The sequence below is a fragment of the Achromobacter sp. genome (assembly GCF_057314935.1).
In genome coordinates this window covers 18,320-35,075 of the sequence record NZ_DBHKZA010000070.1, presented here as the reverse complement: position 1 = coordinate 35,075, position 16,756 = coordinate 18,320, and the positions used below count along the sequence as shown (strand labels likewise).

The window sequence follows — 16,756 nt, the reverse complement described above, 5'->3', positions numbered from 1 at the left end:
GGCTGTAATCTCTGGACGGGCCGCGAAAGCGACCGCGCCAGCGCCGCCTGCACCTTCTGCGACACCGACTTCATCGGCACCGACGGCGAAGGCGGCGGCAAATTCGCCACCGCGGACCTGCTAGCCGACGCCATCGCCGCCTCGTGGGGCGCCGGCACGGAAGACCGCTATGTGGTCTTCACCGGCGGCGAACCCCTGCTGCAGCTGGACGCGGCGCTGCTCACGGCCATCCATGCCCGCGGCTTCACCGTGGCCATCGAGACCAACGGCACCGTCAAGCCGCCGGCCGGCATCGACTGGATCTGCGTCAGCCCCAAGGGCACCGCGCCCATCGTCATCGAACGCGGCGACGAATTGAAGCTGGTCTACCCGCAATCCAACGCGCTGCCCGAAACCTTTGCGCATCTGGATTTCGAGCATTTCTTCCTGCAACCCATGGACGGTCCGGCTCGCGTGGCCAATACCGAACAAGCCGTCCAGTACTGTATGCAGCACCCGCAATGGCGGCTCAGCTTGCAGACCCACAAATACATAGGCATTCCATGATTTACCCCGACGCCTTGCGGAGCACGCGATGATTTCCGTGACCCGCAGGCTGGAATTCGACGCCGGCCACCGCATTCCTGATCATCGCAGCCAGTGCCGCAACCTGCATGGCCACCGCTATGTGCTGGAAATCACCCTGACGGGCGACGTGGTGCAGGCCCCCGGTGAATCCGACAACGGCATGCTGATGGATTTCTCTGAAATCAAGCACATCGCCAAGACCCATGTCGTGGACGTCTGGGACCATGCCTTCCTGGTCTATGAAGGCGACGCGGCCGTGCGCGGCTTCCTGGACAGCCTGCCGGGCCACAAGACCGTGGTGCTGGACCGCATTCCCACTGCGGAAAACCTGGCCCAGATCGTCTTCGACACGCTGGCGCCGCAATACCACGGCCACTACGGCGCGGACCTGCGCCTGACCCGCGTGCGCCTGTATGAAACGCCCAACTGCTGGGCCGACTGCAACGGTTGAGGGGTTCACCTCCCCTCTCCCGCCCCCCTGCGCTCACCGACCCCGGTTTTCCACTGATGGAAAACCGCGCTCCTATCTAGCCAATTGAAAAAATCAATGGGGATATTCGCCATTTTCAATTATTAGTAAGCTAATAGATAGGATACAATCTATTCCATGAACTCTCCTTCCGACTCCCAACTCATGGCTACCACCGCAAACCTGATGGTGTTGTCGCGCGCCTATCGCGGCGCCGCCGACAAGGCGCTGGCGGACTACGGCCTGTCGCAAGCCACGGCCTGGCCCGTCATCCTGGCGGGCCGTCTGGGCGACGGTGTGCGCCAGGGCGCGCTGGCCGAAGCGCTGGGCGTCGAAGGCCCGTCGCTGGTGCGCGTGCTGGATCAACTGGTCGCCGCCGGCCTGATGGAACGCCGCGAAGACGCCCATGACCGCCGCGCCAAGACGCTGCACCTGACGGACGCCGGCCATGCGCTGCGCGCGCAGGTCGAAGACGTGCTGGTGGAACTGCGCCGCCGCCTGTTCCAGGGCGTCAGCGAAGCCGACCTGCAAGCCTGCCTGCGCGTCTTCGACGCCTTGAAGGTGTCGCTGGGCCGGGGCGCTACCGGCGCACACCCCCAGGACGATCAATCGTGAAACTGCCGAACGTCCGCGAAACCATCTTTTCGCTCAAGAGCTACCTAAGCGCCATCATGGCGCTTTATCTGGCCTACAGCATTGGTTTGCCGCGTCCGTTCTGGGCAATGACCACCGCCTATGTCGTGGCGCAGCCCTGGTCGGGCGCCGTGCGCTCCAAAGCGCTGTACCGCCTGGTCGGCACCTTCATCGGATCGGCCGCCACCGTCTACATGGTGCCCCGGCTGTCGAATTCGCCTGTCGTCATGACGGCGGCGATGGTGCTGTGGGTAGGCGCCTGCCTGTACATGTCGGTGCTGGACCGCACGCCGCGGTCGTATCTGTTCATGCTGGCTGGCTACACCGCCGCGATGATCGGCTTTCCCAGCGTGACGGACCCGTCGCTGGTGTTCGACACCGCGCTTGCCCGCGTCGAAGAGATCAGCCTGGGCATCGTCTGCGCCACGCTGATCCACAGCATCGTGCTGCCCCGGGGCCTGGCGCCTGCATTGACCTTGCAGCTGGACAAGGCCGTGCGCGACGCCCGCAACTGGATGCACGACACGCTCAGCGGCCAGAACGCCGAACAGCGCGACCGCGACCGCCGCGTGCTGGCCAACGACATCACGCAACTGCGCCTCTTGTCCACGCACGTGCCGTTCGATACCAGCAACCTGCGCTGGACCTCTGGCGCGGTGCGCGCCATGCAGGACCAGATCTCGGCGCTGACGCCGGCCGTGTCGGCCGTGGAGGACCGCCTGCGCGCCTTGCAGGCCAATGACCAGCCCCTGCCCGAACCGGTGTCGGCGCTGCTTCACGACATCTCCGAATGGATCAACGCCGGCGCCCAGGCCTCGCACGAGACGGCCGTGCAACTGCGCGCCGCCGTCACGGCGCTGACGCCCGCCATCGACAGCCACTCCACCTGGCGCGACGCCTTGCTGGCCAGCCTGATGACGCGGCTGCGCGAACTGATCGACACCTATGACGAATGCCTGGCCCTGCGCCGCGAGATCCGCGCGGGCCTGCAAGGCGCGCCGCTGCGCACGCCGATGCGCCCCACCCGCGGCGCCCGCGATCCCAATGCCGCGCTGCACCGCGACCATGGCATGGCGCTGCTGTCCGCGCTGGCCGCGGGCGTGGCCATTTCGGTGTGCTGCGCGTTCTGGATCGGCACGGCCTGGAGCAACGGCGCCACCGCCGCGCTGATGGCCGCGATCTTCAGCTGCTTTTTCGCGTCACAAGACAATCCCGTGCCGGGCATCATGCAGTTCCTGACCTACACGGTGTATTCGATCCCGGTGTCGGCGCTGTACCTGCTGGGCATCATGCCCGCCATCCATTCGTTTGAAATGCTGGCCCTGGCGATGCTGCCCACGGCCTTCATCCTGGGCATTTTCATCGCGCGCCCCGCCAGCGCCGGCAAGGCGATGGCCATGCTGTTCGGTTTCCTGGGGACGATGGCGCTGCAAGACACCAACACCGCGGACGTCGTGTCTTTCATCGACACGCAGGTCGCGCAGTGCATGGGCGTCGCCACCGCCGCGATCATCGCCGCCATCTTCCGCACGGTCAGCGCCGACTGGAGCGCCCGCCGCATCCAGGCCGCCAACTGGAAGGAACTGGCGACGCTGGCCAGTTCGCCCCGCGCCCAGTCGCGCCATACCTACGCCGCCCGCATGCTGGACCGCATCGGCCTCTTGCAGCCGCGCCTGGCGCTGGCCAAGCGGCCTGACGACCTGGTCGCCGCGGACGCGTTGAAGGACTTGCGCGTGGGCCGCGACATCACGGAACTGCAGCATGCGCGCCGCCATCTGCCGATGGCCGAGCCCACGATCCAGCCTGTGCTGAACAGCCTTGCCCAGTTTTTCCGCGCCCGCTCGTCGTGGCGCATCGGAGAGAAGACGCCGGAATTCCTGGCGCAGATCGACCGCGCGCTGTCCAGCGTGGCGGCCACGCCGCAAGGCCTGGCCGCCCGTGACCGCGCCGTGGTGGCGCTGGTGGGCATCCGCCGCGCCTTCTTCCCCGACGCGCCCGACTACCAACCCGCCCATCCCACGCTGGAGGGCCACGCATCATGATCGGCGAATTCAACCTTTACGGCATTTATTTCCCCTGGCTGCTGGTGCTGGGCATGGTCACCCTGGCCGTTGCCTGGGCCGTGCGCCGCGTGCTCGCCCGAGTCGGCCTGTACCGCCTGGTGTGGCACCCCGCGCTGTTCGATCTGGCGCTGTTCGTGGTGCTGCTGTATGGCGTCTCCCTGATATCCCCTTATTTTCTCCAGAGATAGGTATGAAACTCCCCAATGCCCTTCGCCCTGCTGCTATGGCCAAGTTCGCGGTGACGGCCGTCGTCGTCGCCGCCGCCGCTTACGCCGGCTGGCAGCTCTGGGTGCACTACGAAGTCGAACCCTGGACGCGGGACGGCCGCGTCAAGGCCTATGTGGTCCAGGTGGCGCCCGACGTCTCGGGCCTGGTGACGAGCGTGCCCGTGCACGACAACCAGGACGTGAAGGCTGGCGACCTGCTGTTTGAAATCGACCGCGCGCGGTTCCAGCTGGCGTTCGACCAGGCCCAGGCCTCGGTGCGTTCGCAACAGGTCGCGCATGACCAGGCGCTGCGCGACGCCAAGCGCAACCGATCGCTGGGCCAACTGGTGGCGGCCGAAGCCGTCGAGCAAAGCCAGACCAAGGTGCAGCAGACCGAAGCCGCGCTGGCCCAGGCGGAAGTGCAGCTGAACACCGCCCGCCTGAACCTGGAGCGCAGCCGCGTGCTGGCCGCCAGCGATGGCCGGGTCACCAACCTGGACCTGCGCGCCGGGTCCTATGCCTCGGCCGGCCGCGGCGTGATGGCGCTGGTGGACGCCGGCTCTTTCTACGTGGAAGGCTATTTCGAAGAGACCAAGCTGCCCGGCATCCATGAAGGCGACCCCGTCACGGTGACGCTGATGGGCGATTCGCGCCGCATCCGCGGCCACGTGGAAAGCATCGCCATGGGCATCGCCGACCGCGACCGCAGCACGGGCGCCAACCTGCTGCCCAATGTGAACCCCACGTTCAACTGGGTCCGCCTGGCGCAACGCATCCCGGTGCGCGTGAAGATCGACGACGTGCCCGAGGGCGTGCGCCTGGTCGCCGGCCAGACCGCCACCGTGTCGGTCGACCCCAAGCCCGCGCAAGCGGCCTCGGCCGACGCGCGCCAGCCGTCCTGAACCCCATTTCCGCAACCCTGTCTTTCAACCCTCTTATCGACGCCCAGCCGTACCTGCCATGAACACCAAACACTTCCTGCCGCTGATGCTGGCCCTTGCGCTGGCCGGATGCACCACCGTAGGCCCTGACTATCAGGTGCCCGCCGGGTCGGTCGTCCAGCGACAGGCCGCCCAGGGCGCTTTCGTTGAAGCGCAGGCCGGCGTGTTCCAGCAGGAAGCGGTGTCCGGCCACTGGTGGCGCCTGTACAACGACCCGGTGCTGGACGGCCTGGTCGAGAAAGCCCTGTCGGCGAATACCGACCTGCGCGTGGCCAGCGCCAACCTTGAACGCGCGCAGGCCGCGGTGCAGGAATCCCAGGCGCAGCAGCAACCCACGATCGGCGTGAACGCGTCGCCCACCTTCGGCCACGTGTCGGGTCTGCAGGAACTGCAGCCCGGCGTGAATCCGCCCAGCCGCTGGTCGTACTCCGCCGGCGCCAGCGTGTCGTATCAGGTGGACCTGTTCGGCCAGATCCGCCGCGCCATCGAGGCCGCCAGCGGCGATGCGCAAGCCGCGCAAGCCGCCTACGACGCCACCCGCGTCACGGTCGCGGCCGAGACCGCGCGCGCCTACGCCAACATGTGCGCGGCCGGCATGCAATTGGCGTCGGCCCAGCACTCGGTGCAGGTGCAGAAGGAATCGCTGGACGCCGTCAGCCGCTTGCAGCGCGCCGGCCGCGGCACCACGCTGGACGTCACGCGCGCGCGCAGCCAGCTGGAACAATTGCAGGCCAACCTGCCGCCCTTCCAGTCGCAGCAGCGCACCGCGCTGTACCGCCTGGCGGCGCTGACGGGCCAGACGCCGAATGAAATCCCGGCGTCGCTGCTGCAATGCGCCGCCGCGCCGCGCCTGGCTGACACCATCCCCGTGGGCGACGGCGCCGCGCTGCTGCGCCGCCGTCCCGACATCCGCCAGGCAGAACGCACGCTGGCCGCCAGCACCGCGCGCATCGGCGTGGCCACCGCCGACCTGTATCCGAAGATCACGCTAGGCCTGTCGGGCGCCTCGGGCGGCCCCGCCTCGATGTTCGGCGACCGCGGCACCTTCGGGTGGAGCGTGGGTCCGCTGATCTCGTGGACCATCCCGAACACCGGCGCCGTGCAGGCCCGCATCGCCGAAGCCGAGGCCAACACCAAGGCCGCCGTGGCGCGCTTTGATGCCACCGTGCTGAACGCGCTGCGCGAAACGGAAAGCGCGCTGGTCGTCTACGCCCGCCAACTGGACCGCGACGCCTCGTTGCGCGCCGCTCGCGACCAAAGCGCCGAAGCCGCCTCGCAAGCGCGCCAGCTGTTCCAGTACGGCAAGACCGACTACCTGACGGTACTTGACGCCGAACGCACGCTGGCCACCAACGAAAGCGCGCTGGCCGCCTCGCAGGCCGAACTCAGCAGCGACCAGATCGCCGTCTTCCTGGCGCTGGGCGGCGGCTGGGAGAAGTAAGCGGCCTCTTGGCGGCTGGCCGGCTCAATGCACCGTGGCGCCGTCCGGCGGGGTCTGGTTCAAGCCCAGGGCCGCCTCCCAGGCGCGCAACGGCACGCAGGTCTGCAGGCGCACGATGGCGCGCTGGATCAAGGCGGGATGCAGTTCATGGCCGACGTGGCTGGCGATGTCGATGGTGGAATCGCCGTGCAGTTCTTCCAGCCGGACCTGCGCGGCCTGGATGTGGGCCGCGCTCATGACCGGATCGTCGGCGCCGTGCAGCAGATGGATGGTCGTGTATTGGGGCGCGGCCTTGGGCAGTTGCGCGTAGCGGCCGGAGAACGCGATCACGCGCCCCGCCATGCCGTCGTGGGCCTGCACCAGTTCCAGCGCCATGATGGCGCCCTGCGAAAACCCGGCCAGCGCCGTGTCGGATTGCAGCAGGCTGAAGCGGGCCTGCGCCTGGCGCACATAGGCTTCCAGGGGCGGCATGGCCTGCGCCACGCGTTCGGGGCGGTTGTCCTCGGTTACGCCGCGGACCGAAAACCACTGCCGGCCCGCCGCGCCGCCGTCGAAAGGTTCGAACCCTTCGGGCACCAGGACGGCCGCCGTCGGAAACGCGGCGCGGACCGCGACAGCCAGGGGCCTCAGGTTTTCGGGCGAACCGCCCACGCCGTGCAGCAGGATGAACAGCTGGCGCACATCGACGCCGGGTTCGGGAAGGAATTCAAGAGAACTGGAAGACGCCATGAGACTGCTCCGTGCTGGCATGAGGCCGTTGGGCTACGCCCTGATGACAGCATTGTAAAATGCGCGGCTTAAAGCGGACGGCCAGCGGGCTTTCAGCCCGACTGCTGCCGCAATTGCCTTCTTTTACCCCTGTAATGCAAACACCCACAACCGACTCGGGCGCCACGCCTGCGAGCCAGAATCAGCTGCACCGCGTGCTCAAGGCACGCCACCTCACGATGATAGCGCTGGGCGGGGCCATCGGCACCGGCCTGTTCGTCGCCTCCGGCGCCGCCATCGCCCAAGCCGGCCCGGGCGGCGCCCTGCTGGTCTACCTGGTGATCGGCCTGATGGTGTATTTCATCATGACCAGCCTGGGCGAACTGGCCACCTTCATGCCGGTGTCGGGCTCGTTCTGCACCTATGCGTCGCGCTATGTGGATCCGGGGTTCGGTTTTGCGCTGGGCTGGAACTTCTGGATCAGCTGGGCCACGGTGGTCGCCGTGGACGTGGTGGCCGCCCAGCTTGTCATGGCCTATTGGCTGCCGGACACGCCCGGCTGGATATGGAGCGTCGCCTTCCTGGCGCTGACCTTCGGACTGAACGCGTTTTCGGCGCGCAGCTTCGGCGAAGCCGAATACTGGTTCGCCATCATCAAGGTCGTTGCCGTCCTGTGCTTCATCGCCGTGGGGCTGGGCATGCTGGTGGGCATCATCCATAGCGGCGACCCGGTCGGGCTGGTCAACTGGAAGGTCGGCGACGCGCCGTTCGTAGGCAACGCGGCTACCTGGGTCGGCGTGGCGATGGTGGTGGCCTATTCCTTCCAGGGGACCGAACTGGTGGGCGTGGCCGCGGGCGAATCCGAAAATCCGCGCCGCAACGTGCCACGCGCCATCAACAACGTGTTCTGGCGCATCCTGCTGTTCTATGTGCTGGCCATCCTGATCATCGGCCTGCTGGTCCCCTACACCGACCCGCAGCTGCTGCGCAACGAAGTCGAGGACATCGCCGTCAGCCCCTTCACGCTGGTGTTCCAGCATGCGGGGCTGCTGTCGGCCGCCACGGTGATGAACGCCGTCATCCTGACGTCCGTGCTGTCGGCCGGCAATTCGGGCATGTACGCCGCCACGCGGATGCTGTTCAACATGGCGGCCGAAGGCCAGGCGCCGGCCCTCTTCAAGCGCCTGACCGCAAGCGGCGTGCCGCTGTACGCGCTGCTGGCCACCACGGCGCTTGCCTGCCTGTGCCTGTTCAGCGTCGTGTACAGCCCGAAGGCGGTCTACATCTGGCTGCTGAATTTTGCGGGCATGACCGAATTCATCGTGTGGCTGAGCATCGCAGTCAGCCACTACCGCTTCCGCCAAGGCTACGTGAAGCACGGCTACGACACGGCCGACCTGCCCTACAAGGCCGGCCTCTTCCCGTTTGGCCCGCTGCTGGCCTTCGTGCTGTGCCTGGTCGTGACGCTGGGCCAGAATTACCAGGCCTTCCTGGAAGAACGCATCGATTGGATCGGGGTCGTCTCGACCTATCTGGCCATTCCGCTGTTCCTGGCGCTGTGGATCGGCCACCGCGTGGTGAAGCGCTCGCGCTGGGTCAAGTACGGGGACATGCGCTTCTAGAGGCTGAGCGTCAGTTCCTGGTCAAGGTAGGCCGCGCGCAGGACGTGCCCTGCCCCCACGATATCGAAGGGTTTGCACATGGCGCCGGTCGAGACGATCTCGCCGGCGCGCAGCGTCACATTGCGATCGGCCGCGTGCGCGTAAAGCGCCGCCAACGAACGCAGCGGGTCCGTCACATCGTCGCCGGTCTGCGCGCGGGCCTTGACCTGCCCGTCCAGCGACACCGCCGCCGACGCATCGACTTGGCGCAGCAGGTCGGCATCCAGGCCGTCGCTGAACGGGTCGCTCACGACCAGGGCCTCGAACCCCACGTTGTCGGCCACGAAACTGGGCCACCCCACCGCGCGGCGGTCGACGAAACGCGAACGCACCAGTTCGAACGTGACGCAGGCGTGGCGGATGTCGGCGGGGTCGACCTCGCGCCCGGATAGCGGGGGAAGGTCGCGCGCCAGGACGAACGCGATCTCGCATTCCACGGTGACGGGCGCGTTCAAGGGCAGACGCACCCGGGCGCCCGAGCGGTGCAGGCGCTGTTCATCCAGCTGGCCGATCAAGGGCCGCGACAGGTTGCCGGCGCGCAATTGCGCCGGGCTGCCGACCCCAAGTTTCCATCCGCCCCGCACCCCGCCCGCGGCGCGCAACAGCGCGTCCTGCACGGCGTAGCCCTCCGCCAGGGTTGGTGGCCGCAGCGCGACGGGAAGCGCCTCGAGCTGGGTTTCGCGGCGCCATTGGTCAAGCAGGAGTTCCGCGGCGGCGGCGGGATCGAAGGGGGGAGTCGGCATGGCAAGGGAAAAGGGGAAATGTTGCGGGCGCAAGCCCTTGGGGCGGCAACCCGAACCGGGGCCGCATCACATGATAGCCATATCGCCCGGGACGCTCCACGGGGGGCTGGAAGGCCGGTACAATACTGTATATTCATACAGCATAAGCCTTCCCTTTCCCGACCCGGGCCTTACCCGCCATGCAGTCCCCTGAACGTATCCACCCCGCGTTGTGGCGCGCCACCCAGATGGCCAAAGGCGCCACCCGCAGCCTGCCCACCGGCCACGCTTCGCTTTCCGCCGAGCTGCCGGACGGCGGCTGGCCGTTGGGTGCGTTGATCGAACTGCTGACCCCGCACCCCGGCATCGGCGAAATCCGCCTGTTACGCCCGGCGCTGGCTCAATTGGAAACGCGCCGGCGCATCGCCCTGGTGCAGCCGCCGCACGCCCCCCACATCGCCAGCTGGATGAGCTGGCGTCTGGATCCCCGGCAGTTGCTGTGGGTGGCGCCGCAAAAGCCCGTCGATACGCTATGGGCCACCGAACAGATCCTGAAAAACGGCAGCTGCGGCGCCCTGATCTGCTGGCTGCCCCACGTGCGCCCCGAATCCCTGCGCCGCCTGCACCTGGCGGCCCAGGCCAGCGATTTGCTGTTCATCGCCGTGCGCCCGGCCAGCGCGGCGCAGCACGCCACCCCCGCTCCGTTGCGGCTGGCGCTTGCGCCCGCGCCGGGCGGATTGTCCGTCCATATCCTGAAACGCCGGGGACCGGTTTGCGACACGCCCCTGTACGTCGCCCTGGAACCCGGCGCCCTTACGCCTTCTTCCCCCCGCCATGCGCCTTTGGATCGCCGTCTTCCTGCGCTGCCTGCCGCTGGACGCACTACGCCCGCACTGGCCGCTTGAGGAGCAGGCGTTCGCCGTCCTGGATCAGGAACGCGTCGCCGCCCTCACCCCCGCCGCCCGCCAGGCCGGCGTCAAGCCGGGCATGCGCCGCGCCGGCGCGGCGGCCATCGCCCCCGACGTGGAACTGCTGCCGCGCCAGCCCCAAACCGAAGCCGACGCCCTGCTGGGCGCGGCGCTGGCCCTGCTGCAATACACGCCTGAAGTCGCCCTGGCCGGCGACGACACCGTGCTGCTGAACGTGGGCGCCAGCCTGATGTTCTTTCGCGGCCCGCGCGCGCTCAGCCAGCGGGTTCGCGCCACCTTGCACGCCCTGGACCTGCGCGTGGCGCTGGGCATGGCCCCCACCGCCACCGGCGCCTGGCTGCTGGCGCACCGCCCCGGCCGCCGCGTGCCCCGGCGCACCTTGACCTTGCCCACGCTGACGCGCCGGCTGGACGCGCTGCCGCTGGCGCTGCTGCCCCAGGCGCAGCCGCGCCGGGACTGGCTGGACGACATCGGCTGCCATACGCTGGCAGACCTGCGCGCCCTGCCGCGCGCCGGCCTGCAACGGCGCAGCGCGCCCGACCTGCTGCAAGCCCTGGACGCCGCCTATGGCCAGGCGCCGGAACTCTATCGCTGGATCGAACCGCCCCACCAGTTTTCACGGCGCCTCGAACTGACGGACTACGTCGAGCACACCGACGCCGTGCTGGCGGTGGCGCGCCGGCTGGCCGAACAGCTGGGCGGCTGGCTGACCGCCCGGCAACTGGCGGTGCAGCGCGTGGTGCTCAGCATGGAACACGAACGCGGCCGCCACGCCCGCCCGCCCACCGAACTGGAACTGGCGCTGGCGCAACCCGTCTGGCAGGCGCCGCAACTCTTGCATCTGCTGCGCGAAAAACTGAACCACTTCACGCTGGAAGCGCCCGTCATCGCCGTCGCGCTGCAGGCGCCCGACACGGTGGAGCAGCCCGCCGCCAGCACCACCCTGTTTCCGGAACCCGGCGGCACCGCGGCCGACCACGCCCGGCTGCTGGACCTGCTGGTGGCGCGGCTGGGCCGCGACCAGGTGCGCCACGCCCAGCCCGCTGCCGACCACCGCCCCGAAGCCGCCAATGCCTGGGGCGACGCGCTGGCGCCCCCTCAGGCCCCCGGCCCGCTGCCCTCCTTGCTGGACCGCCCCTTCTGGCTGCTGGAAACGCCACTGCCCTTGAAACTGTCGGGCCATCGCCCCCAGTACGGCGGCCAGGCGCTGCGGCTGATGCGCGGCCCCGAACGCATCGAAAGCGGCTGGTGGGATCCTGCCCTGACGGTGCGCGACTACTTCGTGGCCGAAGACGCCGCCGCCGCGCGCTACTGGATCTACCGCGAGCGCGACGCGGAACACGCGCGCTGGTTCCTGCACGGGCTGTACGCCTGAGGCCGTCCCCACCATGCACGACGACTCCTTCGACGCGCTCGATCCGTCCGACCTGTCCGCGGCGCTGCCCGGTTATGCCGAACTGCAATGCCAGTCGAACTTTTCCTTCCTGCAAGGCGCTTCGCACCCGGAAGAGCTGGCGGCGCGCGCAGCCGAACTGGGCTACGCCGCGCTGGCGCTGACCGACGAATGCTCGCTGGCGGGCGTGGTGCGCGCCCATATGGAAGCCAAGGCCCAGAAACTGCCGCTCATCATCGGCGCCACCTTCCAGCTGCGCGCCGCCCCCGACGCCGCGCCGCTGGGCCTGACCCTGCTGGCGCAGACCCGCGAGGGCTACGGCAACCTGTCCGAACTCATCACGCTGGCCCGCACCCGCGCGCCAAAGGGCGAATACCGGCTGGCGCCGGAAGACCTGACCGATCCGCCCGAAGGCTACGCGCACCTGCGCCAATTGCCCGAATGCCTGGCCATCCTGACGCCCGCCTACGGCATCGACGCCGACCGCCTGGCTGAACAGGCCCGCTGGCTGGCGCGTGTCTTTCCGCACCGCGCCTGGGTCGGCCTGAACCTGCTGTACCAGTCGCGCGACGATCTGCACCGCGCCGCCGTCGAAGGCGCCGCCCGCTCGGCGGAATTGCCTGTGGTGGCCGTAGGCCAGGTGCAGATGCACGTGCGGTCGCGCAAGCCCCTGCACGACACGCTGACCGGCATCCGCACCCGGCAGCCCGTTTCCCAATGCGGATACGAACTGTCCGGCAACGCCGAACAGCATCTGCGCACCCGCATGCGGCTGGCCACGCTGTACCCGCCCGAGGCCTTGGCGCAAACGCTGGCGGTGGCCCGCCGTTGCGCGTTTTCGCTGGACGAACTGCATTACGAATACCCCGATGAAATCGTGCCGCCCGGCCACACCCCGGCTTCCTACCTGCGCCAGGAGACGCTGGCGGGAGCGGCCCGCCGCTTTCCCGCCGGCGTCCCGGACCTTGTCGCCGAGCAGATCGAAAAGGAACTTGGCCTGATCGCCGACCTGCACTACGAAGCCTATTTCCTGACCGTCTACGACATCGTCCTGTACGCACGCAACGAAGGCATCCTGTGCCAGGGCCGCGGGTCGGCCGCCAACTCCGCCGTCTGCTATTGCCTGGGCATCACCGCGGTGGACCCGATGCGCGGCAACAACCTGTTCGAACGCTTCATCAGCAAGGAACGCAACGAGCCCCCCGACATCGACGTGGACTTCGAACACCAGCGCCGCGAAGAGGTCATCCAGTACATCTACCGCAAATACGGCCGGCAACGCGCCGCGCTGACCGCCGTGGTCATTTCGTACCGGCCGCGCAGCGTGCTGCGCGATACCGGCCGCGCGCTGGGCGTGGACCTGGGTGTCATCGACGCCGTGGCGCGCGCCCATCAATGGTGGGACGGCAAGAAAGAAATGCTGCGCACGCTGGGCGCCTGCGGGCTGGACCCCGAATCCCGGGTGGCGCGGCAATGGGCGTCGCTGGCGCAGACCATGATGGGCTTTCCCCGCCATCTGTCGCAGCATCCTGGCGGCTTTGTGATTTCACGCGGCAAGCTGTCGCGCCTGGTGCCGATCGAGAACGCCGCCATGGAAGACCGCAGCGTCGTGCAGTGGGACAAGGATGATCTGGACGCGCTGAAGCTGCTGAAGGTGGACGTGCTGGCGCTCGGCATGCTGTCGGCGCTGCGCCGCACCCTGGAACTGGCCGGCCAGCGCCGCGGCGAACCGCTGACGCTGCAGGACATTCCCGAAGGCGACGACGCCACTTACGACATGATCTGCGACGCCGACACGGTCGGCGTATTCCAGATCGAATCGCGCGCGCAAATGACGATGCTGCCGCGCCTGCGGCCGCGCAAATACTACGACCTGGTCGTGCAAGTGGCCATCGTGCGGCCCGGGCCGATCCAGGGCGGCATGGTCCACCCCTATCTGCGCCGCCGCCAGGGCAAGGAACCGGAAACCTACCCCAGCGAAAAAGTCCGCGGCGTGCTCAGCCGCACCATGGGCGTGCCCATCTTCCAGGAACAGGTGATGCAGATCGCCGTGGTGGCCGCGGGCTTCACGCCGGGCGAAGCCGACCAGCTGCGCCGGTCCATGGCCGCCTGGAAGCGCAAGGGCGGCGTGGACAAATTCCGCGTCAAGCTGGTGGGCGGCCTGCTGGCGCACGGCTACACGCTGGACTTTGCCGAAGCGCTGTTCCGCCAGGTGGAAGGCTTCGGCGAATACGGTTTTCCGGAAAGCCATGCCGCCAGCTTCGCGCTGCTGGCGTATTCCAGTTCGTGGTTGAAGCGGCACGAGCCCGAAGCCTTCCTGGCCGCCCTGCTCAACTCCCAGCCCATGGGCTTTTACGCGCCCGCCCAGTTGGTGCAGGACGCCCGCCGCCATGGCGTCTGCGTACTGCCCGCGGACGTCACCGTCAGCGGCTGGGACTCGGCGCTGGAAGCCCTGCCGGACGGCCACCCCGGCGCCCGGCGCAGCGCGCGCCCGCACGCCCCCGGCCCCGACGCCCCGCGGCCTGCCGTCCGGCTCGGCCTGAGCCTGATCCAGGGCATGCGGGAAGACGCGGCCCGGCGTATCGAGGACGCGCGCGCGCAGTCTCCATTCGCCGACACCGGTGACCTGGCCCGGCGCGCCGCGCTCAACCGCCATGACCTGAACGCGCTGGCCGCGGGCGATGCGCTGCGCACCCTGGCGGGCCACCGGCGCCAAGCCAGTTGGGAAGCGGCCGCCAGCGTGCACAGCCGCGACTTGCTGCGCGACGCCACCATCGAAGAGACCCAGGCGCCGCAGTTACAGGCGCCGTCGGAAAGCCAGACCGTGGCCGCCGACTACCGCAGCGTGGGCCTGACGCTGCACAGCCACCCGGTGGCGCTGTTGCGGGACCAATTGGCGGCCCGCAACTTCCAGCCCGCCGAGGTCCTGAACCGATACCCCGACAAGCGGGTGGCGCGCGCCTGCGGCATCGTCACCGTGCGCCAGCGGCCGCAAACCTCCAAGGGCGTGATTTTCGTGACGCTGGAAGACGAAACCGGCCCCGTCAACGTGGTCGTGCGGCCGGAACTGATCGAACGCCAGCGCCGCGAACTGCTGGGCGCCAAGCTGCTGGGCGTCTACGGCGCCTGGCAAAACGTGGACGGCGTGCGCCACTTGATCGCGCAACGGCTGGTGGACCTGTCCGACCTGCTGGGCGGGCTGGCCACGCAAAGCCGCAACTTCCATTGACGGGCGGCCCCGCCGCCCAGACCCGCTACCGGCCGAACAAGGTGCCGTCGTCCAGCGCCTGCGCCATCGCCTGATACCCCGCGTCGCCGGGATGCAGATGATCGCCCGAATCGTAGGCCGGCAGCAGACGGGCCGGATGCGACGGATCCCGCAGCACGGCGTCCATATCCCCCACGGCATCGAACACGCCGCTGCGGCGGATCCACCGGTTCACCTCGCGCCGCACCGCGTCCTTGGCCGGGCGGTAATGGCCGGCCAGCGGCGTGCCGTGCAACGAGCCCTCGTAGGGCGCGATGGTGGCCCCCACGATGCGCACGTGGCGGGCGCGGGCGGCCTCGGCCAATTGCCGGTAGCCCTCGGTCAGCCGCGCCGCGGTCATGGGCGCGTCGCCCGGCGCAAACCCGCTGTCCGGCCAGCCGATATCGTTGATGCCCATCAGCAGGACCACCGTCCGCACGCCGGGTTGCGACAGCACGTCGGCCTCGAAGCGCGCCATCGCATTCGCCCCCATCTTGTCGCCCCACACGCGGGCGCCGGAAATGCCCGCATTGACCACGCCCACGCCCTGCGGCGCCAGCCGGCGGGCCAGGAAGTCGGGCCAGCGGCGGTTGGCGCCGGGTGTTGAGCCGTTACCATCCGTCAACGAGTCCCCGAACGCCACGACGACCGGGGTGCCGGCCGCGTTTTCCACCCATACTCCGGCCAGAAAAGCCCGGCCGTGCAACGCGGCAGCGCCCGCCAGGTCCGGCGCGCCGGTGGCGTCGCCCGGCGCCAGCGCGGCGGTTTGCTGGGCGCCCCAATGGAACGTCGCCACCGGCGTCGGCTGCGGGAAATAAGTGCTGATGGCCAGTTCGCTCAGCGCGGCCACGGGCAAATCCACCGGATCGCTGATCGCCTGGGCGCCGGGCGCTATCGTGACGCCAGGCTGGCCGCCAAAACGCAATGCGCGATCCGACGCGGGGTCGATGGCCGCCCCCGCCCGGGCCCGCGCCACGCGGGCCGCGCCGACCACGAGCGGCTGCGTGCCGTACCGGTTGGACCACAGCACCCGCAGGCGCTTGCCGCCCAGGCTGATCTTGACGGTCTCGCGCAGCGTCTGATCCGCCACCTGCGCCGGCATGCCGGTAGGCAGCACGAACGCGGCGTCCCAGGACGGCTGCGGGCTGGCGAACCAGGAACTGACCCAGGACGATTCCGTCGCAGGCGCGGGAGCGGCCGCCTGCGTGGGGGATGGGCGCCAGACCAGGCCCGTGGCGGCCAGGCTGGCGGTGCGGACGAAAGAACGGCGGTTCATGGCGGGGGGGGGCATAACGGCTCCTTGGAAGCGGATAGCGGTTTCAACCGCGACGCTTTCACGATAGGTTCTTCCAAATCTTTCCGGTAGACCCGTAAAATGCATACAACTTCTTCCAAAATGGAATGACCATCATGGATACCCTGCGCGCCATGCGGGCCTTTGTCCGCGCCGTGGAGCTGGGCACGCTGTCGGCCGCCGCCCGGGAACTGGGCTTGAGCCAACCGGCGCTGAGCAAGATCGTGGCCGCGCTGGAGAAAGACCTGAACGTGCGCTTGCTGGAACGCAGCACGACTCGCGTCGTGCCCACCGAACAAGGCAAACGCTTCTACGAACGCGCCAATCGCGTGCTGGAGGAATATGCCGAAGCCGTGGCCGACGCCCGTGGCCAAACGGAGCAGCCCGCCGGCTTCCTGCGGGTCAACGCCCCGGTCGCACTCGGGCAGTTCCGGCTGAATGCGCTGATCCGGGAATTCCTGGACGCCTATCCCGACATCCAG

At 68.7% G+C, this 16,756-nt stretch carries 15 protein-coding genes; 12 read left to right on the top strand and 3 right to left on the bottom strand.

Features of this window, described 5'->3' with window-relative positions:
* The 7 genes from queE to ACO6D5_RS22730 all read left to right on the top strand — a co-directional run.
* Positions 1-546, top strand: a 546-nt coding sequence (gene queE / locus ACO6D5_RS22760; protein WP_485826627.1) for a 7-carboxy-7-deazaguanine synthase, incomplete at its 5' end; no start/stop codon positions are given.
* A gap of 28 nt (positions 547-574) precedes the next feature.
* Positions 575-1,018, top strand: coding sequence for a 6-carboxytetrahydropterin synthase QueD (gene queD, locus ACO6D5_RS22755; protein WP_485826626.1), 444 nt, complete (start codon positions 575-577; stop codon positions 1,016-1,018).
* 156 nt (positions 1,019-1,174) lie between these two features.
* Positions 1,175-1,651: a MarR family winged helix-turn-helix transcriptional regulator gene (locus tag ACO6D5_RS22750; RefSeq protein WP_315846061.1), complete on the top strand. Its 477-nt coding sequence runs from the start codon at positions 1,175-1,177 to the stop codon at positions 1,649-1,651.
* Positions 1,648-3,711: an FUSC family protein gene (locus ACO6D5_RS22745; RefSeq protein WP_315846062.1), complete on the top strand. Its 2,064-nt coding sequence runs from the start codon at positions 1,648-1,650 to the stop codon at positions 3,709-3,711. Before ACO6D5_RS22750 ends, ACO6D5_RS22745 begins: the two co-directional genes overlap by 4 nt.
* On the top strand, positions 3,708-3,920 hold the full coding sequence (locus ACO6D5_RS22740; protein ID WP_315846063.1) for a DUF1656 domain-containing protein: 213 nt from the start codon (positions 3,708-3,710) through the stop codon (positions 3,918-3,920). Before ACO6D5_RS22745 ends, ACO6D5_RS22740 begins: the two co-directional genes overlap by 4 nt.
* A 2-nt stretch (positions 3,921-3,922) precedes the next feature.
* A complete protein-coding gene (locus ACO6D5_RS22735; protein ID WP_485826625.1) occupies positions 3,923-4,840 on the top strand; it encodes an efflux RND transporter periplasmic adaptor subunit in 918 nt (305 codons plus the stop codon).
* 58 nt (positions 4,841-4,898) lie between these two features.
* Positions 4,899-6,320, top strand: a complete 1,422-nt coding sequence (locus tag ACO6D5_RS22730) for an efflux transporter outer membrane subunit (RefSeq protein WP_315846065.1) — start codon at positions 4,899-4,901, stop codon at positions 6,318-6,320.
* Positions 6,321-6,344: 24 nt separating this feature from the next.
* Here ACO6D5_RS22730 and ypfH read toward each other — a convergent pair whose 3' ends face one another.
* Positions 6,345-7,049 (bottom strand): esterase, encoded by a 705-nt coding sequence (gene ypfH, locus ACO6D5_RS22725; RefSeq protein ID WP_315846066.1) that lies wholly within the window; start codon positions 7,047-7,049, stop codon positions 6,345-6,347.
* Positions 7,050-7,183: 134 nt separating this feature from the next.
* Between ypfH and ACO6D5_RS22720 the strand changes: the two genes are divergently transcribed.
* Positions 7,184-8,650, top strand: a complete 1,467-nt coding sequence (locus tag ACO6D5_RS22720; RefSeq protein ID WP_315846067.1) for an amino acid permease — start codon at positions 7,184-7,186, stop codon at positions 8,648-8,650.
* Here the strand turns inward: ACO6D5_RS22720 and ACO6D5_RS22715 are convergent.
* A complete protein-coding gene (locus ACO6D5_RS22715) occupies positions 8,647-9,432 on the bottom strand; it encodes a 2-keto-4-pentenoate hydratase (RefSeq protein ID WP_485826624.1) in 786 nt (261 codons plus the stop codon). The genes ACO6D5_RS22720 and ACO6D5_RS22715 overlap by 4 nt on opposite strands.
* 179 nt (positions 9,433-9,611) lie before the next feature.
* On the opposite strand from ACO6D5_RS22715, the gene imuA reads away from it, so the two are divergent.
* From imuA to ACO6D5_RS22700, 3 genes are read left to right on the top strand one after another with little or no spacing between them, the layout of a single operon-like run.
* On the top strand, positions 9,612-10,316 hold the full coding sequence (gene imuA, locus ACO6D5_RS22710; protein ID WP_315846069.1) for a translesion DNA synthesis-associated protein ImuA: 705 nt from the start codon (positions 9,612-9,614) through the stop codon (positions 10,314-10,316).
* Entirely contained in the window at positions 10,246-11,715 is a 1,470-nt protein-coding gene (locus tag ACO6D5_RS22705) for a Y-family DNA polymerase (RefSeq protein ID WP_485826623.1), read from the top strand. Before imuA ends, ACO6D5_RS22705 begins: the two co-directional genes overlap by 71 nt.
* Positions 11,716-11,728: 13 nt before the next feature.
* The gene (locus ACO6D5_RS22700; RefSeq protein WP_485826622.1) at positions 11,729-14,962 is read left to right on the top strand and encodes an error-prone DNA polymerase; all 3,234 of its coding nucleotides are present in this window, start codon (positions 11,729-11,731) and stop codon (positions 14,960-14,962) included.
* A 25-nt stretch (positions 14,963-14,987) separates the two neighbouring features.
* Here ACO6D5_RS22700 and ACO6D5_RS22695 read toward each other — a convergent pair whose 3' ends face one another.
* Complete coding sequence (locus ACO6D5_RS22695) at positions 14,988-16,271, bottom strand: SGNH/GDSL hydrolase family protein (RefSeq protein WP_485826621.1); 1,284 nt, start codon at positions 16,269-16,271, stop codon at positions 14,988-14,990.
* 119 nt (positions 16,272-16,390) lie between these two features.
* On the opposite strand from ACO6D5_RS22695, the gene ACO6D5_RS22690 reads away from it, so the two are divergent.
* Positions 16,391-16,756, top strand: a 366-nt coding sequence (locus ACO6D5_RS22690; RefSeq protein WP_485826620.1) for a LysR family transcriptional regulator, incomplete at its 3' end; no start/stop codon positions are given.